This window comes from Clostridium muellerianum (assembly GCF_012926525.1).
Classification (GTDB): Bacteria; Bacillota; Clostridia; order Clostridiales; family Clostridiaceae; genus Clostridium_AM; species Clostridium_AM muellerianum.
Genome location: NZ_JABBNI010000009.1, coordinates 109,904 through 136,173, shown reverse-complemented (window position 1 = coordinate 136,173; position 26,270 = coordinate 109,904). Strand labels below are relative to the sequence as shown.

Genomic DNA, 26,270 nt, shown 5'->3' with positions numbered 1-26,270 from the left:
CATCTAATCGTAAAATTAATTTATTATTGTTAAGCCAATCAAGTTTAGATTATGTATAGATTAAATATATATAAATAAAGTTTGTTTTTTATATTTAACTTTCCTGATTCTGGGATAAATTAGTTTCAGTATTTGATTTATTAATATTTTGATCAATAGAATTTATAATAGTGTCTTCTTGATCTTGGGTTATAACTTTTGAACTTACTAGGTTATCTAGTGTAGATTTTACTGTTGTATTCAAATTATTTTTATACATGTTAGAAAGTTTGTTTGGTGGAGTAGGAGTAAGAGTTCCTATTGAACTCGCTTGATCCTGAGTTATAATATTTGAGCTTACTAAATCTTTTAAAAGATCAGGTTTACCTTCAGATTTTTTTTGTTCGAAATAAGCTTTTCTATCACTAGCACTCATGGTTTTTAGTGCATTCATTTCAGCTTCTCTGTCTTCATTTTTTTGTTGAATAAAGTTTTCAATTTGATCTTCTTGATCTTGAGTAATAGTTCCAGCAGTAACAAGATCACTAAGCTTAGATTTAATACTATCAGTTAAATTGATATTAGACGCAACAAAATTATTAGCATTATTGGTATATGGTTGTCCATACTTTATTGATGATGTTGTAGAATTTAAAGTGCTAAGGGCTGTTTTACTTAATTGAATTGAATCTGTAGTTATATCAGTAGTTGAGTCATCTGAATTAGTATTAATGCTGTCAGTGGTTAAGCTGTTATTATAAAGGGGATTAACTAAGTATTGATAAATGTCATTAGTAGTATTAATGTTCATAATATCACCTTTCCTTTAAAATTAATAATTTACTTCATGATAATTATAATCGTACATTGTTACAGGCACGTTACAATTATGTTACAATCGGCATATAATGGATAAATGTGTGTTTAATTATAAATTATGAAGTTTAGGTGATTTTTATTATTGGTAGTTCAATCATAAACAATGCCCCTAAATTTGAATTTTTAGCAGTAATTGTACCTTTATGTTTTTCAATAATGTTTTTGCTGATAGATAATCCTAAACCCAAATTCCCCTTTTTTCCCTTATAAAATCTTTCAAATATATTTGGAAGATCGCTTTTTTCGAAACCTGGACCATCATCAGATATAGTAAGGAGTATTTTATTATCAACTACTTTAACTGTCAATATAACAACATTAGCTGCATATCGTATGCAATTGCTTATTATATTGGTGATTGCACGAGAAAATTTTTCTTCATCTGCATTTATTTCAATTTTTTCATTGATTCTATTGAGAATAATTTTTATATTGTTATGTATAGTAATAGCATTCATGCGTCGAACACAGCTTTTTATTAAATCGTTAAAGTCCAAATTACTATAGTGATAATTATCGTCTATTGTATTAAGGCGGGACAAGTAAAGCAAGTCTTCTACTAAATGAGTCAAACGCTTACTTTCATCAATTATAATGTCTGCAGCATTATTAGCATCAACTACCTGATATTTTATACCTTCAGCATAACTTTGAATTGACATAAGTGGAGTTCTAAATTCATGAGATGCGTTCTGAAGGAAGGTTTTTTGAGCTTTATCGTATATTTCTAGTTTTTCAGACATAATGTTAATATTGTTTACAAATTCACGTAATTCATCATCTACGGACATATTAATTTTAGTATCAAAATTTCTTTCTGCAATTGATCTTATATGCTTGCTAAGCGCAGAAAATGGAGCAGATATTTTTTTAGACAAAGTAGAAGAAAATATTAAAATAATCAATGATGAAAAAATTAGAATAATTGAAAGTATAATATTTATTCCAAGCTGCAGTTGTTTTACTTTTTCAATGCTTGAATATATGATTATCCAACCTAAACCAAAGGAATTTTTTTCAGATACAGGCTTAACTATTGCTATATATTCAGTACCAGAAAAATAAAATTTTAGATAGTTTTTAGTACTAAATTCTTTTGATTTATTCATGGTTTCATTTATTTGTTTTAATAAATCAGTTGAGCTTATGGAGGATTCTCTTGGAAAAGGAGTTAGTATGTTTTTGGACTTATCAAGTAAAATATAATCTGCATTTAAAACAGTAAGAGACTCTCTTAGCGAACGATCTAACATAAAATAGAAATGTATGAGATTATTACTGTTTTGAGGTGCAGGTGGTGGTGGTGGTATTTTTTCTGATTTTACAAAAAAATCAGGTCCACGCTCTAATGCTATATGTTCAGTATTTGATGCAATTTTATTTAATTGCATAAATAAATCTTTTTCAAAATACAGGCGAATAGCGATATTAAATATTATTGTAGTTAGTATAATTAGCATAATAATTATAATAAGATTATATTTAAAGATTCTCCATTTAATTGTGGTCTTTTTCATAATATCATTCCTTAATATTGTATTTTAAAGCCAAAACCCCACACAGTATCAATTTTTATAACAGAACCAGCATTTAATAGTTTCCTTCTAATCCTTTTTACCATATCATCAGTAGCACGAGTTTCTACATCATTTTCAAATCCCCAAACCTTATCTAATAGTTCACTACGGCTTACTGCTCTATTTTTATTTATTATAAGGTAATAAATAAGTGAAAATTCCATACCTGTAAGACCTATATTGCTGCCGTGGAACTGTATTTCCTTTATATCAGGATTTACAGAAATATCACCAATAGTAATAATTTTATTGTTTTCAATATGAGTTTTATCTAATTGAATTCTACGAAAAATACTTTTAATTCTAGCTATGAGTTCCATAGGACTAAAAGGCTTAGTAAGATAATCATCACATCCTAAATTAAGTCCAGCTATCTTATCAGGTTCTGTGTCCTTAGCTGATACGATTATTATTGGAATACAGCTTTTTTGGCGGATTAATGAACAAAGCGAAAAGCCATCCATTTCGGGCATCATAATGTCTAGTATGAGCATGTCTGGTTCTTTAGAGTTGAAAGCTTCAAGAACAGCAAGTCCATCATTAAATAATTCTACTTCAAAACCTTCTTTTATAAGGAAAGATTTTATTATATTGCAAATGTTAACTTCATCATCGCCGATGTATATTAGCTTTTTATTCAATTAACTCACCTCGTAATCATTTTAACATAAGCAGATTACAATATCATTTGAAATTGTTTGGTAATTAAATTTGCCACAATTTTGCCACAATTTTACGGAGATTTATATAAATTGATTAGGGTAGAATGAAATATGGATAAAAGCGACTTAAAGCGACTAAATTTGAAATTGAGGAAATGGTAGTGATGATAAACTAGATTTGGAGGTTTCTGAGCATGAAAGAAAAGGTTTTAAAAATGTCAGCTGTAATAATTTTTATACTTATAGTTGGTTTAGGAGGATACTATGCGTATAAAAAAAATACATCTAAAAATGCCCTAGCATCTACTAAGTATTCCTTATTAAAGGCAACAAAAACTAATTTGGATATTACTGTAGAGGCTACAGGTAGTGTTACAGGAGTAAGTGAAGTAAATGTTTTTTCAGCTAACACTGGTACTGTGGATGGAATGACGGCAAAGTTAGGTGCTGTTGTTAATAAGGGTGATTTGTTTTGTAAGATTGATGACAGCACAACCAAGCAAGCAGTGGAGAATGCACAAATTTCGTTGCAGCATAGTTATTTAGAATTACAGTCATTGAAAAATCAACTGGACGACCTTGTAGTAACTGCTCCAATAAGTGGAAAAGTGAGAGCTGTATATGCAGGGGTTGGAGATGAGATTAGTTCTATAAAATCCACTTATGGAGGAATGGCAATGATAACAGTAGGTACTGATAATTCTTATGAAACAGCTGTTCCATTTCCTTCTAGTGGAAAAGTATCGGAAGTTTGTGTATCTACTGGTCAGAACGTTAATAAAGGTGATGTATTATTTAGACTTGATGCTAAAACTTTAAATAATAGTATTGCTCAAAAAGAAAATGACATTAAGCTGGCACAAAAAAATTTAAGTGATAAGCAGACTGATTTAGCTAAATCTACAATATCTACGCCTATAAGTGGAATAGTAACAGTGTTAAATGTTAAAGATGGTGAAATAGTAACAAATGAAAAACTTATGGCTACTATAACAGATACGTCTAAAATGAAAGTAACATTGGCTGTGGATGAATTAGATATTAATCAAGTAAAAACTGGACAAACAGCTACAATAAAATTAGATGATGTTAAGGATAAAACTTTTAAAGGTAGTGTTGAATCTATTTCACAAAGTGGTACAACCACCAATAATGTTACAACTTATAGTGTAGTTGTGACTATAGACAACCCGGAAAACGTAAAAATAGGTATGAATGCCAATGTTACTATTGCAGTAGAGAGTAAAGCAAACGTATTAACAGTTCCAGTGGAAGCTATTACAGAAAAAAATGGCAAAAAGTATGTTATGGTTTCTGAGGAGACAAAGAAATCAACCTCATCTAACAGGAAAGCTTCTAACAATGCAAAACCGGGAAAACTTGTAGAAGTAAAGACAGGACTTAAAAATAAAACCTTAATTGAAATAACAAGTGGTGTTACTGAGAATCAGACTGTTATGACAGAACTTACACAAAGCACTAGTACGAGTACAAAATCAAATAAAAGTAAAAGTAGCCAACAAGGTGGAATGCAAGGTGGAGGAATGTCAGGTGGAGCGCCTCCTGGAATGTAAAGATATTTTAACATGGGAGGGGATAATATGAATCTTGTTATAGAAATGAAAGATATTAATAAAATCTATAAAATGGGCAGCAGTGAATATAAGGCTTTAAGTAATGTTAATTTAACTATAAAAAAAGGCGAATTTGTATCAATAGTAGGACCTTCCGGTGCGGGTAAATCAACTTTAATGAATATAATAGGATGTTTAGATGTGGCAACTTCTGGACAATATATTCTTGATGGAGAAGACACAAATTGCAGTGATAATAAATTATCTGAAATTCGTAACAAAAAAATAGGTTTCATATTTCAAAACTATAATCTTCTACCAAAAATGAACATATTGGATAATGTGGAGTTGCCTTTAATATACCAAGGATTAAGCAATAAAGAAATGAAGGAAAAAGCTTTAAAATCTTTAGAAAGAGTTGGTTTAACATCTCACATTAAACATAAGCCTGCAGAACTTTCTGGAGGACAAAAACAAAGAGTTGCTATTGCGAGGGCGCTTGCTACAGAGCCTGAATTACTACTTGCAGATGAACCTACAGGAGCGTTAGATAGTAAAACAGGAAAAGAAGTTATTCAAATGCTTAAGGAATTAAATAAAGAAGGAAATACAATTGTACTTATAACTCATGATCGTGAAATTGCACATGAGGCAAGAAGAATAATAACTGTAAAAGATGGATGTATTGAATCAGATGAAGTAAATTTTGAATATAGTAAGGTGATTTAAATGAAATTTAGTAAGCTTGTGAAGATGGCACTTTCATCAATTTTGGCCAATAAAATGAGATCTTTCCTTACTATGCTCGGCATAATAATAGGAATTAGTTCTGTTATAGCCTTAGTAGGTATGGGACAGGGTACCAAACAGGATGTAGCTTCTAAGATTTCAAGTTTGGGAACTAACCTTATAACTGTAAATATCATGGGAAGAAGAAGTATAACAGTAACAACTAGTGAATTAAATGAACTTAAAAAAAAGCCTGGAATAAAAGATATAGCACCTTCAGCGTCACAGCAAAATGCCACAGTAAAATCTGAATTAAGTTCAAAAAACACTACAACTTCTATTGAAGGATGTGTTCCAAGTTCTGCTACTATAAGAAAATTAGGTGTAAGCAGCGGACGATTCATAACTCAGGATGATGTAGATAGTAGATATAGAGTTGCAGTAATTGGTACAGATGCGGCAGATACTTTGTTTGGAAGTACAGATGTTGTTGGAGAGGAAGTTAATATAAATGGAAGTATATTTTCTATAGTTGGTGTGCTTGCTACCCAAGGTGGTAGTGGACAAGATTCACCAGACGACAAAATAATAGTACCTTTAAGTGTGGTTCAAAGGCTATTTAAGATTTCAGAAATAAAAACTTTTTATGTTGAAGCAGAAAGTCAGGATTCAGTATCAGAAGCTAAGGGATATCTTCAATTATTTTTAAATAATAAATTTAGTGGTTCTTCTTCAGAAAATACTAATTATAGAATAATGGATCAATCTAGTCTCCTGGAAACAGCTACTTCAACAAGTGACAGCATGAGTACTATGCTTTCAGGAGTAGCAGCTATATCTCTATTAGTTGGTGGAATAGGAATTATGAATATTATGCTTGTGTCAGTAGTTGAAAGAACAAGGGAAATAGGTATAAGAAAAGCTATTGGGGCAAAAAGAATGACTATATTACTTCAGTTTTTGTTAGAATCAGCTAGTATAAGCACTTTTGGTGGTATTTTAGGAGTTATAGGAGGATATGTAGCAGCTTATGTTATGAAAACTTTCTTTAATACATCTGTTGTAATATCTAGTAATGTAGTTTTAGGATCATTTTTATTCTCCATTATTGTAGGTATAGTTTTTGGGGTGTATCCTGCGAGCAAAGCTTCTAAATTAAGTCCTATTGAGGCTTTAAGATTTGAATAAATGTTTTATCTGATGGCTACTTACCTATAAATCTGCTACTTCTATCAAAGTGGGTAATAATGGAAATTGAGTCTCTAGATAACTCATCTAAATTTAGTAGCAGAAGCAAAACTCTAAAGAGAAAGCCATTCACTTTAAATTAAAAATTTGAGTTCTCTGATTTTCCTACTAGGTAAGATTTATTGATAATAGCTAAATGATAAGTTACTGACAAATATGATTTGTCAGTATTTTTTTTATAAAATAACTATTTTTAATTTTTTATATAAACGTATTTACAAAGTGTCGAAATATGGGTAAAATTATCTTTAAAGTTGTAACTTAACTGTAACAATTTAATATTAAAATATAAATATAAATTTAATATTTGTATTTTAATGTCAAACTGTAGTAAACGATAGAATATGGGAGACAATAAAAAATACAGAGGAGGATAATTACATGAACTTTTTTACAAGATTTTTTAGAAACTTAAAAATTGCACAAAAAATTAGTTTGCTTTCAATTAGTTTTCTTATGTTTCTTCTAATAATGGGTTTTGCTTCAGTAAAGCAATTATCTATGGTTAATATTGGTATTAAGGAACTAAGTGAATCAAGAATGGCTCCAATTGTTAAGTTAGAGAATATGAAATCAAGTGTGGAATATATTAGAACCAAAAGTAGTTCGTTAATGGACGCAAGTGATGAAAATACGAAAAATACTATAAAAAGTGATGTTACAAGTAAAGTAGCATCTATTGATAAAAGCTTATCAGAATATAAAAGTGATGCTGATTATAAAACTTTATTAAGTAATTATGATAAGTTTATAGCAGCTAAGGATGAATTTATGAAAACTGCGGGACAACAAGGAGTTGGAAGTGCAGGTAATGGTAGTTCAGGCCCTAATGATGCTGCTAGTTTTGATAAAGCTAAAACTGCATTAACTGCATCCTTTGATGAAATTATAAATAAGCATGTTACGGCAGCCAATACTACTTACAATCAAAGCAAAAAGATTTTTGGGACTACAATGATTGAAATAATATCACTTTCAGTAATATGTATAATTATAACTTTAGTTTTATCTGTAATTATAATAAAAGAAACTGTTAATCCAATTAAAAGGGTTACTAAAAAACTAAAAGAAATTTCTGAAAGTGATGGTGATTTAACTCAAAGAATAGGTTATGAAAGTAAAGATGAAATGGGAGATTTAAGTAGAAGTTTTGATTTCTTTATGGACAAACTCCATGCGATTATTAAGGAAGTGTCAGTTTCAGCGGAAACTATAACATCTTTAAGTGAAAATTTAAGTGATGCAACAACAACAACAACACAGTCCTTAGATAGTATAGCAGGCACTGTTTCGGAGATATCTTCTAGTACATCAGATGGGGCTGCTGTTTCAGAAGAAACTTCAGCAAGTCTTGCAGAAGTAGCTAAGTTTTCTGAATCAACATCTGAGGCAACAAAGAATACTTCTATAAATAGTAAGAAGTCAAAAGAAATAGCAGAAGAAGGAGCAGAAAAAATACGTGAAGTTGTTTCTTCTATAACAGATATAGCCTCTTCATCAAAAGAAGTTTCAATGATGATAAATGATCTTGATATATCTTCAAAAAAGATAGGAGAGATTATTCAAATAATAACGGGAATATCAGCTCAAACAAATATGTTGGCTCTAAATGCTGCTATAGAAGCGGCTCGTGCAGGTGAAGCTGGAAAAGGTTTCAGTGTTGTAGCTGATGAAATTAGAAAACTAGCAGATGAAAGTAATAATGCAGCAACGCAGATAGCTGAACTAGTTAAAGAAAATCAATTAAAATCAGCTTCAGCTGTAAGTTCAGTTGAGCAAGTTGAAGGAAAAGTGTCTCATGGGGTTAGTAAAGCATCTGAGGTTGGAGAAAGTATACGAAGTATAATACAGAATATACAGGATATAGTAACTCAAATAGAACAAATAAATAATGCTAATGAACAGCAAGCCAAGAGCGCTAAGGAAATTGAAATGGCTATTAATACTATAGCTAGCAGCTCTAGTGAAATAGCTGGTGGTACTGAAAATATAAGTGCAAGTATAGAAGAACAGCTTAGTACCATGAATGAAATAGAAAAAAATACAAAAAATTTATCAGAAATGTCAAAGAAATTAACACAAATGACATCAGGATTTAAATTATAATTTCCAAAAACAGAATTATAGCTTGGATTTCGTAGCTTAAAAATAATGTGACACAAGTAACCGAAGAAACGTTAAGCTGTATTACGGCTGATATATGTTATGCAGGAACACTCACTTCATTAAGAAGTTCTAATTGCTTGAGATATTGAAAAATACCTACCTCTTCAAATGTGACGTCCTGGCAAAAATTACGGTATTTTTCAATATCTCAAGCAAAGAACTTCTAAAATTTGTTCGAATGTTCCTGCATAACATATATCAGTCTTCATACAGCTTAACGTTTCTTCTTACTTCATTTTACATATATACTATTATTATTATTATCTTAAAAGCGTAGCTTTCATAATAGCTATTTCTTAATATAATGTTGAAATATGGCCTTAAAAAATTATAGGTGGAATTACCTACCCATAATTCGTCATGTATGGAAGATACGTATTAAAGACTCACTTCTTCACTTTGAATATGCAACCTTTTGTAGTTATTGATATATTACCTTTCTCTTTTATATAATCTTCTATATATTTTGTAAATTGTTGCTTTTTTTCTCCTACAAGAATGGAACTTCCATTTATCGTAGAAGCTTTATAAGAAATTATAGGTTCAGCTTCATGCACTACGATTTTTCCTTGGAGAAAATCTATTTTAATTTCACTAAAGTATTTTTTTAATAATTTTTGTCCACTTTCATCATCAAACCTATCACACATTCCATTATTATTTAATCCAAGATTAGAATCAAACTTTTCTACAAGTATGTTTAACTCAGTCATAGCTTCACGTGCGGTTGTAGTTGCATAAAACACACCATCTTTAACAAGGACTCTTTTTATTTCATATAGCGCTTTTTCTATATCTGGAACAAAATAAAGCATATTTCTTGCAATTACTACATCAAAACTTTCATCTTCGTACGGTATATCTTGTGCATCAATCTCTTGATACATAAACTCATAATCTATTTCCTTCAACATTTCTCTTGTGCTTTGAAGCATACCTTTAGAAAAATCAGATAAAATAATACTCCAATTGTTATTTATGTTATATGCATTTTTATACCACAAATCTCCTGTTCCGCAACCTAACTCCAATATCCTTGCTGTATTGGGAAATTTCATTTGATTAAAACACCATTTATTCCAATCTGTCTTATTGATATTATAACTGTGAAGATTTCCTCTTAAATTAAAATTTTCTGCTGTTTTATATTGTTCTTTTACTTTCACTTCCATATTGGTTAACTTGATAATATCAATGAGATTCTCAACCTCTAAAAATTCATTTTCCTTTATTTGATTCTCAGCTTTATTAAAAACAGTTATAACTGATTCTATATGTTTTTTCTTTTCTTCTAAAGCTTTCTTTTGAATGCTAATCATACTTTCTAAATTTTCTCCAGTTTCATATAAAAGCTGATTTATCTCATTTAAAGATAGACCAATAAATTTTAAAGTAGTAATATGCTGAAGTCTCAAAAAATCCTTTTCACTATAAACTCTATATCCAACGTCAGTTTTTTCAGTTGGTTTTAGTAATCCGATTTTGTCATAATGAAGTAATGTTTTTACAGTTACCCCTGCCTTTTTAGCAAACTCACTGATTTTCAAGATACCGCCTCCCTTCACAATTATTCTAAACTCTGACCTTAGGTTGGAGTCAACACTATTTAATAATATTTTTTATGTCATCTTTTTTACTATTGTTCATTTTATTATAGTTTTTAATAGTACTCATTATAACATATTTTTAAAAATATAGGATTTAATGTATATTAGTTCGCTATTTTTCAAATATTTTAAAATTACATTTGAATTGAAATTAACTTTATTATATTAGAACATCAGGCTCCGCCTCAAGTTTTAAAACCTAAATTATAAAATTATCAACATTAATGCGTACAACTAAAGTGATTAGTTTGGATTTTAACTTTTATGTAGGGATATAGGGTAAGTGTTTCATCACATTAGCTAAATTGTTTCTTATTATTCTTAGTAAAAAGTTTGTGAAAGCCTTAGAACTTTAGTCTTGTTTGAGGGAACCGAGTTTGACAGAGTTCTTAGGCTTTCACAAATTTTGAGGTTTAGAATAATTAGAAACATTTAGCAGTGATGAAACACTTACCCTATATCACGAAGTAAAAGTTAAAATCCAAACTTCCACTATACTTTAAGTTACGTCACAATGTGCTTTTATTAAGTAACAACTTTATATGTTCAAAAGTTAAGTTATAAATATATTCTACTTTAAACTATTATATATCATATCAAGATTATTCTTCATAGTTTCTATATAATTTTTACCACCTTCTGAATTTTCTATAGTATAAATTTTTTGTGCTTTAGCTCCAACCTGATTTGCTAGGGTTTCTGAAACTTTAGGACTTACCATATCTTCAACAAAAATTGTTTTTATATGCTTTTCCTTGCAGTAATCAACTAATTCTTTTAACTTTTTAGCACTTGGTTCTCCTTCTGCAAAAACACCTTCAATACTATTTTGTTTTAATCCAAAATCCTTACATAGATAAGCAAATGCAGCATGACCTGTAACAAAATTTTTATTTTGTAAGGTGCTAAACTTACTGCTATATTCATTGTAAAGTTGTTCAAGTTTATTATGAAAATCTGAATAATTTTTTTCAAAGTAATCTTTATTAGAAGGATCTGCTTTTATAAACGCATTTTTTATATTTTTAGCTTCATTTTCTGCACCCTTTAAGCTCATCCACAAATGAGGATCATATTCTCTATCACTTTTAGATGCTTCGGAATCTCCAGCAGTTATTGGAGTAAAACCTTTTGATGCATTTACTACTATTAAATCCTTATTATTTACAGCCTTTAATGTTTCATCTGTCCAGGGTTCCATACCAAAGCCATTGTATATAAATACATTTGCATCACTTAATGCTTTTAGGTCTTTAGTCTTAGGTTCAAAATCATGTGCTTCAGTTCCACTTGGTATTATAGTTTCAACTTCTATTTTATCTTTACCTATTGCTTCTGCAAATTCTTTTACAGCATTAAAGGAAACTACAACTTTTAGCTTATTAGTTTGTGATTTTTGATTATTGGCGCTGTTTACGGATGAAGTTTGTTTATTGCTACAAGCTGATAATGTAATAAACATGCAGATTACAGCAGATAGTAAAATTAGCTTTTTTAACATTTGATCACTCCTCATAAAAATAAATGCAAATAGTTTGCATTTGAACATAAAATTATAATATAACTATATTAATTAATTGTCAATGCATTTAATAATTATGCATAAATTAAATAAAGTATTAAAAAGTATAACTGAAACTTTATAAATTATTCATAGAAATGGGTTAAAAATGAATTCAAAAAGTGTTATAATGAATTACGTAATAAAAGAATATATATATTCGGATGAAAATAATGTGAGATAACTTTTGTTAACCGAAGAAGCAATATTAAAACACCACGGTTTTAATAGAAACTTTCAGGTAAATGTAGCATTATAGGACGAAACTCTGAAGCTCTATTTTTAATTTATTATTTTTTAAAATGAAGTTTTTTAATTGGAATAACAGAGAATCATGTGGGCAATTTGTAAAGATATGCCTGTATGATTCTTTTTTATTATAAATACATAGGAGGTAACATTATGGAAGCATTAAAGAAAAATCCACTGTACAATGTTTATGAGCAATATGGTGGAAAGATAGGCAAAGTTGCAGGCTGGGCTTTACCAATGCAATTTGAAGGAATAGCAGAAGAATATAAAGCCATAAGAAAAAAAGCAGGATTATTTGATGTTTCACATATAGGAAAAATTCAAATAAAGGGTAAAGATGCTTTTAATTTTATTCAAAGTTTGGTAACTAATGATATTAAAGATTTGAAAGATAATATGGCAATGTATACTCTTATGTGCTATCCCTATGGAGCAGTTATTGAAATAATATTACTATATAAATTAAATGAAAATGATTATTTGATTACCATTAAATCAGGTAATGTAAAAAAGATTTTTAAATGGCTTATAAACAAAAAAAAGAAACATGAAGTAAGTATAATTAATATTTCAAGTGAAGTTTCTCAGCTTGAGCTGCAGGGACCTAAATCAGAAATTATATTACAGGGATTAACAGATGTAGATCTTAAAGAAATTAAGTATTTAGGATTTAGAAGAAATGTTAATGTTTGTGGAGTAAGATGTTTAATTTCCAGAACTGGGTATACTGGAGAAGATGGGTTTGAAATTTATACCTCACCTAATGATTTAAAGCTACTTTGGAATAGTATATTAGAAGCAGGAACTCAAGAGGGAATTAAACCTGTAGGTTCCTGTGTAAGAGATGCATTAAGATTAGATGCTAATTTGCCTCCTTTTGGTGATGAACTTTTAGAAGATGTAACCCCATTTGAAGCCGGATTAAAAACTTATGTTAATTTAAGGAAAAGTGATTTCATTGGGAAGAATGCTCTTCAGAAAGAAAATGAAAGAGGAATTAAAAGAAAAATTGTAAAATTTGAAACAGGAGATAAGTGTAACAGTGAAATTTCTGGATCTAATGTTATTTTTAATGGAAAGAAAATAGGTGTAGTAGCTGCAGAACAATTTTCACCTAAAAAGAAAAAAAATATGGGACTGGCCTTAGTGGATTCAAAGTACTCAAAGCGTGGAACCATAATATTCATTAAAAATATGAATGATTTAGTTGAAGCTAAAGTAACAAAGTAAATTTAATAATTAAGTTGATTATAATCTACAGTAGACTTTAAATACAATTTTAAAAATTGTATTTAAAGTCTATGTATATTTATTGTATATTTTTAAGGAAATATATTTACAAATTTAATTGCATATATATCACATAGTACTCTAACGTTCGTTCCTGTTTCTCTTAGAATGATATAACTAATTCCAACATCCGTTAAAATTCCTTCTCTATCCTGTACTATATTAGTACCAATTAAGAAAAATATTCTGACTCTTTTACCTATCTGTGTCTTTAGATATCCTTGAGTATACTCAACACCTAGGTCCATTGGTGAACCAGGAGCCTGCTCAAAGCTTGGTGGTTGCTGCATGATTTGGGATTGACCAGGTTGGGTAGGTGGTTGCTGCATAATTTGGGGCTGACCCGGTTGAGTAGGTGGTTGTTTCTGACGAGACATAGTATCATCCGAATTATAGTCCATCATGTAAGGATTAAAGCAATTGAAACAATATTGAGGAAACATAAATAAACCTCCTTGTGTAAAATTTTTTGTTTTTTCATATATAATAAAAATTTATGATAAGTGTATAGTTTAATTTTAAGTTTTAGCATAAAGTGCGGTTGGATTATAGAAACAATGTTTTAATACTTTTATTTGAAAACTTCCTGTTTTGTTATATGGGAAATTATAAGGACAAGGAGCAAATGGGTTGAAGTACCATAGTGAATAACCTATTGGGTATAATCTATTTCCAGCTAATGCCCAATCTGCAACATCATAATGTATTTGTTCTGGTGGATTGGCCCAAATTGTTTGAGGATTAGCTACACCACCTAAAACTGAACGCATACAGTCAAATTGACCTTTTTGATAAATTATTTTTCTAATATCCCCCTGACCAATTCTATGATATTCACCATAAGGAACTCTAACTCTATTCATAATAGAGGTAGCAACGGCTTTCATTCCATTATCACCTTCACCACCAGCCTCACATTTAATTAACCTTGCCAGTAGTTCTCTATCTGAATAGGACATATATTATTCACCTCGATTGTTATCATTATAATAATAGTTTATTCATTTAAGTGGTAAAGGTTACAATTTTTATGGGATTTATTATTGATATAACTAAGGCACCTTCAAAAAAGTAACAGGTCCATATGCTAGTCTATTTTTTGTAATATTGTGTCCACAGAATCCTTAGATGGCTTAATCTTCTGCGAAACCTGCCCCATATCTTACAAAAAATATCCGTCACATATTGGACTTGTTATTTTCTTTCAGATATCTAAGTACATTTACTATATTAAATCAATATAGTAAATAAAGAAGATAGTTAATTAAAGAGGTGAGAAAGTAATAATGGGTTGTATTGATGTAAGCAAATATGAATACTTAGGACATGGTAAAAATGGTAAGGTATATTTGATGCCTGATGGAAAAGCAATAAAGATATGCAAAAGAGAAGATAGATGCTTAGAAGAGTATAAGGTTTTAAAAATGGCTAGCGGAAGTGATTATTTTCCAAAGGTTTATGAAAGAAAAGGAAAAATAATGATAAGGGAGTATGTAGAAGGTGATGATTTAAATACTTATATAAAAAAATATGGATTAAGCAAAAGATTAGTGTTGAATTTAGTAGGAATGATTGAAGAATTTAAAAGACTTGGATTTAAAAGGTTAGATATGAGAGGAGTTCATATATATGTAATCAAAGATGAAAAAATAAAGGTTATAGATCCTTCTATGCAGCTTATAAAAACGGTAAAATATCCTGAACTTATGATAAGAGACTTAAAAAATTTAGGTGTCATAAATAAATTTTATAACATTTTGAAAGAAGAAAGGTCTGATTTATATAAAAAGTGGAAGAATTAGTTTTATTTTAGAATAACAGGTGCTAAACTAAATGATGTTTATTATCAATTGATTCTTAGACTCAGGTGGAGTTTGCCTGCTAGCAATGGTAGTGATGGGATAAAAACTTTGTGCTGAAAAAAGTTAAATTGGTTAAAAGTGCTGTATTTAAATCCTTGTAAAAAGGAACCTAAATACAGCATAATTTTAATTTATTCTTTAGTTTAGTTACTTAGAAATTTTTCTATTAATTCATAAAGTGTATTATAGTCAATTGGTTTTGAAATATAATCATCCATACCTGCAGACAAAAATTTTTCTTTATCACCAACCATAGCATAGGCTGTCATGGCTATGATTGGAATGTGATTACCTGTAGTTTTTTCCATATCTCGAATGTTTTTTGTAGCATTTAATCCATTTAAATTTGGCATTTGTATATCCATGAAAATTAAATCAATATTTTTTATTTGTTTTAATATATTTAAAGCTTCCACTCCATCAAAGGCACTAAAATAGTTATAACCTTTCTTGTTTATTAAAGTGGAAATAAATCTTTGATTTATTTCATTATCATCCACAATTAAAATGTTTTTAAGTTTATTAATTTGGATTATATTTGGTGTTAGTTCATTATTATATTTTGCTGTATCAGGTACATTATCCAATTCATTTGTTCTTTTAAAAGAATGCTCAGGTGAACTTTCTTCTGGTAAAAATTCTGCAGTAAAATAAAAGCAGCTTCCTTGAGTATACTTACTTGTTACCCATATATCACCATTCATCATATTTACAAGATGTTTAGATATAGAAAGTCCAAGCCCAGTACCTCCGTATTTTTTAGTGTAAGAATCATCTACCTGACTAAAGGTTTTAAAAAGCTTATCCATTTTATCTTCAGGTATGCCAATTCCAGTATCACTAACAGAAAATTGAATTTTAATTTTATTTTTAGATCCCTGAATTTTTTTGGCACAAACAATTATGCTTCCCCTTTCTGTAAATTTGATTGCATTGCTTAGAAGATTCATTAATATCTGACCTAATTTTAAAGGATCACCTACTAAATTTCCTTCAGTAATATTTGGATCAATAAAATAAATAATTTCTAAAAACTTTTTATGGGCAAGAACAGAAAAGTTTTTAATTATTTTAATCACCTTTTCTTCAAGATTAAAGGGGATTAAATCAAGTTTAAATTTACCGGATTCAATCTTAGATATGTCTAAAATATCATTTATTATATCCAGTAAGTGTTTAGAAGAAGTTTTTACCATGTTTAGATATTCTCTTTGTTCTTCTGATAATTCTGTCATTAAGGTTAAGTCTGTCATGCCCATTATTCCGTTTATTGGGGTTCTTATTTCATGGCTCATGTTTGCTAAAAATCTACTTTTTTCAATATTAGCTTGTTCGGCTGCAATTTTAGCCTTTTTTAGTTCCACTTCACTTTCCATTCTTTTAGTTATATCTCTTCCAATAGAGTAAATAAGCTTGTATTCCTTGATAACAAATGAATTCCATTCAATCCATTTATAGGTGCCATCTTTACATATATATCTATTTTTAAATATGTGTCTACCATATTTTAATAAATAGGAGAAATCGTCAATAGAAGATTCTATATCATCTTCATGAACAAAATCTTTAAAGTTCTTATATAAAACATCCTTTTTATTCCATTCTAAAACTGTATTAATTCCACCACTTACTTGAAGAAATTTACCATCATAATCAAATATGGAGAATATGTCATCAGAAAGATTAGTAAAATTTTCAACCATTCTTTCCACAGTTTTAAGTTTAGTGATATCCTGTACCTGCAGTAAAATTTCAGTTAAATTTTTTTGCTCATCTAATATTGGAGTAGTTACAATATCAAAATAATAAATTCCGTTTTTGTTGTTTCTAAAATCAACATGTTGATCTAACTTATATCTATAAGTAACACGGGAAGTTTTTTTGTTTTTAATCATAGTTTTTACACGTTCATAAATATGAGGGCTGCTAAAAAAATTAGAGTATTTGAATTCCTTTATGTCGTCTAGATTAAACATGTCACAGAAAGATTTATTTGAAGACAGAACTTCTCCATTAGCATCGAAAAGTTCTATTCCAATAGGAGATTGCTCATATATGCTTCTAAATTTTTTTTCACTATTGTATAACTCTTTGTGAAGCTTTTCATTTTCTGATATTTTTGTATATTCTTCTTTTTCAAGACGATAATTTATAATTAAAAGTGTAGAATTATTATGTTTTATAAATTCTCCATTAAATTTCCAGGTAATATCATTTAAATTTATTTTTTTAACGAATACTGTAGTTTTTTCAATGCTTGTCTTAAATTTAACAAATTCATGTTTAAGAAAAAACAAAACATTATCAAACTTAGCATTAAAAGTTTTTATGTTTTCGTCCATGTAAATAGTATGAAGCATTTCAATAGCTGGGGAGTTATATTCTTTTATAGTATTATCATTATGTATTAAAAAAAATGGTACAGATATATAGGATAAAAATTTAAAATGTTCTCTAAAATCTTCTTCATTTTTTAATAAATTTTTCATAACTAAATTAAAAATAGATAATAAAATCTATTTTTTTCTCCACCCCTTTCATATGCCTAAAATTATAAATAATCTAAAAATAATACTGCTTTGTTTAAAGTATAGTACACCTATATATTTCTATCAATACAAAAAGTTTAAATAGTTACATGTTAAGTTTTATTTTTCCAAAAATGTAATTATCAATTTACAAAAAATTAACACTGTTATATAATTTAAATATATGAATATGTTTACAATATAAATAAATCTTCAGGGAAGGTAGATGATAATTTTGTTTAAAGCTTTAAAAAACAAGAAATGGACAGCATGGATAGTAGCAGTGTTGATGGTAGTATCACTTTTTACACCAACTGCTTTTACACAAGTTAAAGCAAGTGAATCTGGGAAAATATTCGATTTAATTGAAATTACAGATTTTCATGGTACATTAGAGGATGCAAGTACACCTGCGTTACCTGTAGGAGCAGTACTTGCTAAAAACATTAGTAATATTAAAAATGCAAATCCAGATAGAACGTTAATTCTTGGTGGTGGAGATTTATATCAAGGATCACCAATGTCAAATGTTTTATTTGGAGTTCCTGTACAAAAATTAATGAGCAGTATAGGAATGGAAGTAACAGCCCTTGGTAATCATGAATTTGATTGGGGATTAGATAAAATACTAAACACTACAATGAAGGATTCTAAATACTCAATCGTTTGTGCGAACCTTTACAATAAAAGCGCTGGGAAAAGGGCTTTTGAGCCTTATAAAATTATAAATAAGGATGGAGTAAAAATTGCAGTTATAGGTGCAATAACTACAGAAACACCAAGTATAGTTCTTCCAAGTAATGTAGCAAATTATAAATTTACAGACCCTACAACTGAAATAAATAATTTAGCCAAAGATATTAAAGATACTAAAAAAGCAGATGTAATTTTAGCACTTATGCATGAAGGTAGCAATCAAGATTGTAAAACAGGTGAAGTTTTCAATATATCAGACAAGCTATCTAATGTAGATGCAGTAATAGGAGGACATTCACATACTGCTGTACAAGCTGTAAGTAAAACAGGTATACCAGTTGTAATAGGTAGAGCTCAAGGAAAAGGTTTTATAGATTTAAAAATGTCTGTAGAATCTTCAGGAAAAGTATCATTTATTAACCCAACTACAAGTTATATAGCATTAGACAATAATAAAGATAATGGATATAAAGCAGCAAATCCAAGTACTGATTCTAATGCATTATCTATAGTAGCTGATGCAAAGAAAGAAGTAGGACCAACTTTTAATGAAGTAATAGGTAATACAGATAAAGACTTAACTAGAAAACAAAATGCAGCACCTTACGGAGAATCTTACCTAGGAAATTGGGTAACTGATGTTATAAGAAGTAAAGGCAATGCAGATGTTGGACTTCAAAATAATGGAGGTATAAGAGTTGATATACCAAAAGGGGATATAACAGTCGGAACTATATTCTACTTAATGCCTTTTGATAATGAAGTAACTACAGTGAATATGAATAAAGCACAGTTAACAAAGGTATTTGAAAAGGCGTTTGCAGACAATGGTGTTGGAATTCAAATGTCAGGAGTTAAAGTTAATTACGATTCAACAAAGCCATCAGGAAATAGAGTAATAGATATAAAAAGAGCAGATGGTACAGCTATTTCTGATAAAGAAGTTTTAAAGGTTGCTACTAATGATTTTATAGCAACAGGTGGAGATGGCTTTACTGTATTTAATGAGCCATCAATTAAATCAACTTATAATGACACACATATACTTGTAAGAGATGCTTTAATTGAAAATGTAAGAGCAAATAAAAATGCAGTAACTTCAATGGATAAGAGGATAGCAACTAATGGAGGTGCCCAAATATCTATAGTGGGAACTTCAGATGTTCATGGAAGTATATATCCTTTAGACTATAGTACAGGAAAACCTGCAAATTTAGGATTAGCTAAAGTTTCAACTTATATAAATAACTTAAGAAGCATGAATCCAAATGTAATGCTTGTAGATTCTGGAGACACTATTCAGGGAACTCCACTATCTTATTATTATGATAAAGTAGATACAAAATCAGAATACCCAATGATGAAGGTTATGGGAGCTATGAAATATGATTCATGGACATTTGGTAATCATGAATTTAATTATGGATTAGAAGTTTTAAATAGAGTAGTTAAGGATGCGCAAAAAGAAAACATAAATGTATTATCAGCAAATACTTATAAAACTTCTGATAATTCAAATTTTGTAAAACCATATACTACAAAAACTCTTAATGTAAATGGAAAAGATATTAAAGTTGGTATATTAGGATTAACTACTAAGTGTATTCCTAATTGGGAAAATGCATCTAACTATAATGGATTAAAATTCAATGATCCAGTAGAAGAAGCTAAAAAATGGGTTCCAATATTAAAAGATAAAGAGAAAGCAGATATAGTAATAGTTACTATACACAGTGGAGAAGAAACAATTACAGATACAATACCTGAAAATCAAACAAAAGCTTTAGCAACAAGTGTAAATGGCATAGATGCTATAATATGCGGACATGCCCACAAAAATATTTCAGGAGATCTTACATTAAAGAATCCTTCAGGAAAAGTTGTTCCTGTTACAGAACCAGCAAAATCAGCACAATATGTTTCACAGTTAGATATAAACATAAATGCAAATGGAACTGTGGGAAGTATTAATGCTAAAACAGTACCTATGGATGATAAAGTTGCAGCAGACCCAGCTATAACTAAATTAGCTCAGCCTTATCAAGATGCAACTTTAAAGTATATGGCAACAATAATTGGACAATCAACAGGAGAGTTTGTAGGTAAGGGACAAACAATTCAGTCAACAGCTCTTATGGACTTAATAAATAAAGTACAGGCAAAAGGAGCTGGTACTCAATTATCTATAGCAGCACCTTTAAGTGAAAATGCATATATACCCAAAGGTGACATAACACTTCAAAATATAATGGGAGTATATGTATTTGAAAACTTCCTATATGGAATAAAAATGAATGGAGCACAGCTTAAAAAGTGGATGGAGTTTTCTGCAAAATACTATCAACAGGTAAACAATCCTAATGATCCAGTAGAGAAGGATAAAATTCTAAATGTTCCAGATTATAATTTAGATCAATTATATGGAGCAACTTATGATATTGACGTAACTCAACCAGCATGTACAGTAGATACTAAAACAGGAGAAGTTAAATCAGGAAATAGAATTAAGAACTTAAAGTTTAATGGTGTATCAGTAAAAGATACAGATGAATTTACAGTAGCTATAAATAACTATAGATTTAATGGCGGTGGAGGTTTTATGGCTGCAGCAGGTTTAAAACCTGGAGATACCTCTGTAGTAATGTATGATTCATCTAAGACTTTAGGCGATGATGGCCAAGTTAGAAACATGATGAATAAATATATTCAAGATAATAAAACTATTACACCAGTAGCAGCAAACAATTGGAAAATAAGTACTACTCCAATATATCCATTCACAGTACAAACAATAAAGGGTGCAGATAGATATGAAACTGCAGCTGCCATTTCTAAAAATGGATGGGAAAAGGGTTCTGACTGGGCAATAATTGCTAATGGTGAAGTTTTTGCAGATGCTCTTTGTGCAGCACCAATGGCTAAAAAGTATAATGCACCAATATTATTAACACAGCAAAATATGCTTCCAGAGTCTTCAAAAGCTGAGCTAGAAAGATTAAATGTAAAACATGTAATAATTGTTGGTGGCGAAGGTTCTGTATCTAAAACAATAGAAAACAATATACAAAACAGCCTAAAAGTAAAACCAGAAGTTAAGAGAATATATGGAAAAGACAGATTTGAAACTTCTGTAAATATTGCAAAAGAAGTGGGAATTAAAGACAAAGCTATTTTGGTTAATGGATATAATTACCCAGATGCTTTATCAGTATCATCAGTGGCTGCATCAAAAGGAATGCCAATAATTTTAACAGAAGGTAATAGACTTCCAGACAGCGCAGCTTTATATATTAATCAAAATAGGACAAAGAGTTTTTATATAATTGGATTAAATGGCGCAGTTGATAAATCAGTAGAGGCTTCTGTAGATAAAGTTTTATCTAATAAAGCAGTAAGACTTGGCGGAAGTGACAGATTTGAAACAAATGTAGCAGTAATGCAACAATTCCAAAATGATTTGAAATTTGACAAAATGTTTGTAGCATTAGGAGATGGCCAAACTGGTACTGAGTTTGCAGATGGATTATCAGGTTCTGCATTAGCAGCACAAAGTTCTTCTCCAATAATGTTAGTTTATAAAAATGTTCCAAAGGTAACTGTAGATTATATTAATAGCAAGACTAATTCTAGTAGTATTGTAGTATTACTAGGAGGACAAACTGCACTTCCAGTAGGTGTAGGCAAATAAATTTTAAAAGGGCTATTGCACTAATTTTAATTAGTGCAATAGCCACTTTTTACTTATATACATGTTTTTGAATTAGTGGATTATATTTGATGGTATGGATGTAATATTTAAAGATTAACTTTAGCAAGTATAAGGCTTTAATATAATAAAAAAATTCTAAGTAATCTACTATTTACACATAAAGTAAAAATGAAGGATATTTAATTGTGGAAGTAGAATATAATTAAAATATGGCATTTTTAAGTGAATTTTTTTAAAAAGCACTGCAAAATATGCAGCTTTTCATAAAAGGAGGAAAATGGTTGAACATAATTGGAGAAAAGTTTTATGAAAAAAGAAAAAGTCATTATTTAAATTTAATAAAAAAGCAGCAAAAAGTTATAAGTACTATGAGTACCATAAGGTTTATTATTTTTTTTGCTGGAATTTTAATAACTAGTTTTTTATATACTAAAAAATATGTTTATTTAAGTATAAGTTCTTTTTTAGTTTTTTTAATATTATTTGTTTTTATAGTTACTTTGCACAGAAAAGTTAAAAAAAATAAAAATTATGCTGTAGTAATTAGCAAAATAAATGATAACTCTGCAAAGCGTTTTAATGGTAAGTGGAAAGAGTTTAGTGATAGTGGAAAAGAATTTATAGATGATAATCATAATTACTCTTCAGATTTAGATATTTTTGGAAAAGGGTCACTTTTTCAGTGGATTAACACTTCTAATACTTATTTTGGAAGGGAAAAATTAAAGGCTTCGCTTTCCTCATGCTCAAAGAATATAGGTAAAATAAGAAAGAGACAAGAGGCAATAAGAGAGCTATCAAAAAAGCTTAAGTGGAGACAAAAGTTTGAAGCTGAAGGAAAAGTTATACATGAAAAAATAAAAGATCCAGCTCCTATGATAGAAATAGCCAAGAGTAGAAATCCTCTTTATACAAATATAGGTTTTATTTTAATGTTTAAAATATTGCCATTAGTTACATGCAGTATGATTGTATTACATTTTACAACTAAGAATGTGTCAAGATCTGTACCATTAGCATTAATAGCTTTACAGATTTTTTTACTTATACCAAAGGCAGGACAGCGATTTAGAAGTTTGGGAGTAGTTTATGAATTTAAAAATAGTATAAAAATTTATGATAAAATGATAAAATTAATTGAAAAGGAAAAATTCAATTCTACACATTTAACAAAGCTAAAAAGTAATCTTATAAATGATAAAAATACAGCATCTAAACAAATAGTAAAATTGGTTAAATTATGTGATTCAATTTCCCAGAGAAGAAATTCAATGTATATTATTATAAACATACTATTTTTATGGGATTATCAATGCATGTTTGCACTAGAAAAATGGAAGAATGAGTGCGGAGATGATTTGGGAAAATGGATTAATACCATTGGTGAATTTGAAGAATTATGTAGTTTATCAATTATAAATCACGACTATCCAAAGTGGTGTATTCCTAAAATTACTGAAGATGAGTTAGTGTTTGAAGCTTTTAAAATGGCACATCCACTGCTTGGGGATAAAGGCGTAAATAATAATTTAATAATGAGAAAACCATCCACTATAGGACTTATAACAGGTTCTAATATGTCGGGTAAAAGCACACTACTTAGAACTTCAGGAATTAATTTAGTATTAGCTTATTCAGGTTCAGCAGTATGTGCTGAAAGTTTTTGCTGTTCTATGATGGAAATATATACTTGTATGAGGGTTAGTGATAATTTAGAAAAAAATATATCTTCTTTTTATGCAGAACTTTTAAAAATAAAAAATATTGTTAAAGCATCTAAAGAGAAAAAAGAAATATTTTTCTTACTAGATGAGATATTTAAAGGTACTAATTCACTAGATAGACATATGGGAGCTAAGGTTTTAATAAACAGTTTAAGTAAAGAAAAAACATTAGGACTTGTATCTACTCATGATTTAGAATTAGGTGATTTACAAGAAGAAAGTAATAATAAAATAAAGAACTACCATTTTAGAGAGTATTACAAAAATAACCAAATTTATTTTGACTATAAACTTCAAAATGGCATATCAAAAACTAGGAATGCTCTTTATTTGATGAAAATGGCTGGAATAGAAATTAAAAATGATATGTACAATTAAATACAAATTTTAGGAGGGGTAATATATGTTTGATTTATTTAAGAAGGATTATTCTGTAATAGCACCTATGTCTGGAAGGGTATTAAAATTATCAGAGGTACCAGATGAAATTTTTGCTAATAAGTTAGCGGGAGATGGTGTTGCCATTGACTGTTCTGAGGACATAGTAGTGTCACCAGCAGATGGTGTACTTAGTATAATATTTAAAACAAATCATGCGTTTGCCATTACCCTTGATAATGGAGTAGAAATTTTGGTGCATATAGGTTTAGATACAACAAAAGTTGATGGCGAAGGATTTGAAAGGATAGCACAAGAAGGTGGTAGAATTAAAGCGGGAGATCCTGTAATAAAAATTGATAGAGAAGTTATGAAGGAAAAGGAATATTCATTAATTACTCCTGTTTTAATTGCTAATACTTCTAGAGTTAAAAATATAGAGGTAAATACAGAGATTGATGTATCAGCAGGACAGGATGTCATATTTACTTATAAGGTTAGATAGTTATTTTTACAGATTATTTTTTAGAGGACAGAGGACAATTGACAGAGGACAGTGAAGGAGGATTTTTCTCCGCTATGCTACGAAAAATCTTTAATTGAATTTTCAAATACTCGGTTCACTAAAGTTAATATTGCTAACTTATATAAATTTAAAACTTGTTTTGCCTTAGCAAAACAAGTTTTAGAAATAAATTAGTTTTCTGACGCAAGGAAGAAAACTTACATTCACTGTCCTCTGTCCTTTGTCAAATGTCCTCTGAAAAGGTTATGTCGCTTTTTGTTTATATTAAATGAAAACGATTTTTTATTTGCAAAATTTAAATTAGTATATTTATTTGGAGGTCTTTATGCTTTTTATTAAGAATGATAATACCAATCCATATATTAATCATGCTATTGAGGAATATATGTTGAAAAATTTTGAAGAAGATTGTTTTATGCTGTGGAGAAATGAACCTTGTATACTAATAGGAAAAAATCAAAATACTCTATCAGAAATAAATGTGGATTATGTAAAAAGTCGTAACTTACCAGTTGTAAGAAGAATGTCTGGTGGTGGGGCAATTTTTAATGATCTTGGTAATTTACATTTTACTTTTATATCTAGTAAAGAGAAAAATCACTTTGCAGATTTTTCTAAATTTACATATCCAATTATAAATGCACTTAAAAAAGTTGGAATAAATGCGGAGTTATCAGGAAGAAATGATTTAACCATAGATGGAAAAAAGTTTTCAGGTAATGCACAGTACAATTATAAAAATAAAATTCTTCATCATGGAAGCATTTTATTTTCAGCTAGTATGAATGATTTAACATCAGCATTAAAAGTAAAAAATATAAAGTTTCAAGACAAGGCAGTTAAGTCTGTAGGAAGCAGAGTTACTAATATAAGTGAACATTTAAAAACTCCAATGAATTTAGAGGAGTTTAAAGAGTTTTTAGCGAGATCTATTATAAGTGACCAAAAAGAAGTAAAGCTTTATGAATTAACAAAGGAAGATATGATCTGTGTAAAAAAGATTTCTGATGATAAGTATTCTACATGGGAATGGAATTATGGAAAATCGCCAAAGTTTAACTACTTTAATGAGATAAAGTTTTTAGGGGGAATAGTACAAGCTAATATAAATGTAGAAAAAGGCTTAATAAGTGATATTAAGTTGTATGGGGATTTTTTTAGTGAAATGGATATTAGTGAATTAGAAAAAGCTTTAATTGGAGTAAAGTATACAGAAAAAGATGTACGAGGCATTTTGAAGGACATGCCTATTGAAAAGTACATAAGTAATATTAATGGGGACAACTTAATGCAGGTAATGTTTAATTAACATATAAAACGATT

Annotated in this window: 18 protein-coding genes and 1 riboswitch; of the genes, 10 read left to right on the top strand and 8 right to left on the bottom strand. The window is 29.3% G+C overall.

Annotation, left to right across the window (positions count from 1 at the left end):
• Window positions 1-94: 94 nt before the first annotated feature.
• The 3 genes from HBE96_RS04770 to HBE96_RS04760 all read right to left on the bottom strand — a co-directional run bounded on the left by HBE96_RS04770 (window position 95) and on the right by HBE96_RS04760 (window position 3,076).
• A complete protein-coding gene (locus HBE96_RS04770; RefSeq protein WP_169296612.1) occupies window positions 95-790 on the bottom strand; it encodes a hypothetical protein in 696 nt (231 codons plus the stop codon).
• Window positions 791-923: 133 nt separating this feature from the next.
• The gene (locus HBE96_RS04765; protein WP_483416363.1) at window positions 924-2,249 is read right to left on the bottom strand and encodes a HAMP domain-containing sensor histidine kinase; all 1,326 of its coding nucleotides are present in this window, start codon (window positions 2,247-2,249) and stop codon (window positions 924-926) included.
• A gap of 137 nt (window positions 2,250-2,386) precedes the next feature.
• Window positions 2,387-3,076 (bottom strand): response regulator transcription factor, encoded by a 690-nt coding sequence (locus HBE96_RS04760; RefSeq protein WP_169296610.1) that lies wholly within the window; start codon window positions 3,074-3,076, stop codon window positions 2,387-2,389.
• A gap of 215 nt (window positions 3,077-3,291) precedes the next feature.
• Here HBE96_RS04760 and HBE96_RS04755 point away from each other — a divergent pair, with 215 nt between their 5' ends.
• The 4 genes from HBE96_RS04755 to HBE96_RS04740 all read left to right on the top strand — a co-directional run bounded on the left by HBE96_RS04755 (window position 3,292) and on the right by HBE96_RS04740 (window position 8,754).
• A complete protein-coding gene (locus HBE96_RS04755; RefSeq protein ID WP_169296609.1) occupies window positions 3,292-4,671 on the top strand; it encodes an efflux RND transporter periplasmic adaptor subunit in 1,380 nt (459 codons plus the stop codon).
• Window positions 4,672-4,698: 27 nt separating this feature from the next.
• The gene (locus HBE96_RS04750; protein WP_169296608.1) at window positions 4,699-5,400 is read left to right on the top strand and encodes an ABC transporter ATP-binding protein; all 702 of its coding nucleotides are present in this window, start codon (window positions 4,699-4,701) and stop codon (window positions 5,398-5,400) included.
• Window positions 5,401-6,588, top strand: coding sequence for an ABC transporter permease (locus tag HBE96_RS04745; RefSeq protein ID WP_169296607.1), 1,188 nt, complete (start codon window positions 5,401-5,403; stop codon window positions 6,586-6,588). It abuts the gene before it with no gap.
• Window positions 6,589-7,029: 441 nt separating this feature from the next.
• Window positions 7,030-8,754: a methyl-accepting chemotaxis protein gene (locus HBE96_RS04740; protein WP_169296606.1), complete on the top strand. Its 1,725-nt coding sequence runs from the start codon at window positions 7,030-7,032 to the stop codon at window positions 8,752-8,754.
• 446 nt (window positions 8,755-9,200) lie between these two features.
• Here the strand turns inward: HBE96_RS04740 and HBE96_RS04735 are convergent, their stop codons facing one another.
• Complete coding sequence (locus tag HBE96_RS04735; RefSeq protein ID WP_169296605.1) at window positions 9,201-10,361, bottom strand: MerR family transcriptional regulator; 1,161 nt, start codon at window positions 10,359-10,361, stop codon at window positions 9,201-9,203.
• A gap of 631 nt (window positions 10,362-10,992) precedes the next feature.
• On the bottom strand, window positions 10,993-11,922 hold the full coding sequence (locus tag HBE96_RS04730) for a metal ABC transporter substrate-binding protein (protein ID WP_169296604.1): 930 nt from the start codon (window positions 11,920-11,922) through the stop codon (window positions 10,993-10,995).
• Between the two features lie 224 nt (window positions 11,923-12,146).
• Window positions 12,147-12,245: riboswitch (glycine riboswitch) on the top strand.
• A gap of 139 nt (window positions 12,246-12,384) precedes the next feature.
• Here HBE96_RS04730 and gcvT point away from each other — a divergent pair.
• Window positions 12,385-13,464, top strand: coding sequence for a glycine cleavage system aminomethyltransferase GcvT (gene gcvT / locus HBE96_RS04725; RefSeq protein WP_169296603.1), 1,080 nt, complete (start codon window positions 12,385-12,387; stop codon window positions 13,462-13,464).
• Window positions 13,465-13,556: 92 nt separating this feature from the next.
• On the opposite strand, the gene HBE96_RS04720 is transcribed toward gcvT, so the two are convergent.
• Together HBE96_RS04720 and HBE96_RS04715 are read right to left on the bottom strand one after the other, a co-directional pair.
• Entirely contained in the window at window positions 13,557-13,967 is a 411-nt protein-coding gene (locus HBE96_RS04720; RefSeq protein ID WP_169296602.1) for a hypothetical protein, read from the bottom strand.
• Between the two features lie 75 nt (window positions 13,968-14,042).
• Window positions 14,043-14,483, bottom strand: coding sequence for a cell wall hydrolase (locus HBE96_RS04715; protein WP_169296601.1), 441 nt, complete (start codon window positions 14,481-14,483; stop codon window positions 14,043-14,045).
• 327 nt (window positions 14,484-14,810) lie between these two features.
• Between HBE96_RS04715 and HBE96_RS04710 the strand changes: the two genes are divergently transcribed.
• Entirely contained in the window at window positions 14,811-15,326 is a 516-nt protein-coding gene (locus tag HBE96_RS04710) for a serine/threonine protein kinase (RefSeq protein WP_169296600.1), read from the top strand.
• Window positions 15,327-15,529: 203 nt separating this feature from the next.
• Here HBE96_RS04710 and HBE96_RS04700 read toward each other — a convergent pair whose 3' ends face one another.
• The gene (locus tag HBE96_RS04700; protein WP_243186837.1) at window positions 15,530-17,875 is read right to left on the bottom strand and encodes an ATP-binding protein; all 2,346 of its coding nucleotides are present in this window, start codon (window positions 17,873-17,875) and stop codon (window positions 15,530-15,532) included.
• Between the two features lie 265 nt (window positions 17,876-18,140).
• Between HBE96_RS04700 and HBE96_RS04695 the strand changes: the two genes are divergently transcribed.
• The 4 genes from HBE96_RS04695 to lplA all read left to right on the top strand — a co-directional run bounded on the left by HBE96_RS04695 (window position 18,141) and on the right by lplA (window position 26,256).
• A complete protein-coding gene (locus HBE96_RS04695; RefSeq protein WP_169296599.1) occupies window positions 18,141-22,298 on the top strand; it encodes a 5'-nucleotidase C-terminal domain-containing protein in 4,158 nt (1,385 codons plus the stop codon).
• A 302-nt stretch (window positions 22,299-22,600) separates the two neighbouring features.
• Window positions 22,601-24,421: a MutS-related protein gene (locus HBE96_RS04690; protein WP_342590153.1), complete on the top strand. Its 1,821-nt coding sequence runs from the start codon at window positions 22,601-22,603 to the stop codon at window positions 24,419-24,421.
• Window positions 24,422-24,446: 25 nt separating this feature from the next.
• Window positions 24,447-24,926, top strand: a complete 480-nt coding sequence (locus HBE96_RS04685; protein ID WP_169296597.1) for a PTS sugar transporter subunit IIA — start codon at window positions 24,447-24,449, stop codon at window positions 24,924-24,926.
• 346 nt (window positions 24,927-25,272) lie between these two features.
• Complete coding sequence (lplA, locus tag HBE96_RS04680; RefSeq protein WP_169296596.1) at window positions 25,273-26,256, top strand: lipoate--protein ligase; 984 nt, start codon at window positions 25,273-25,275, stop codon at window positions 26,254-26,256.
• The last annotated feature ends 14 nt before the right edge of the window (window positions 26,257-26,270 follow it).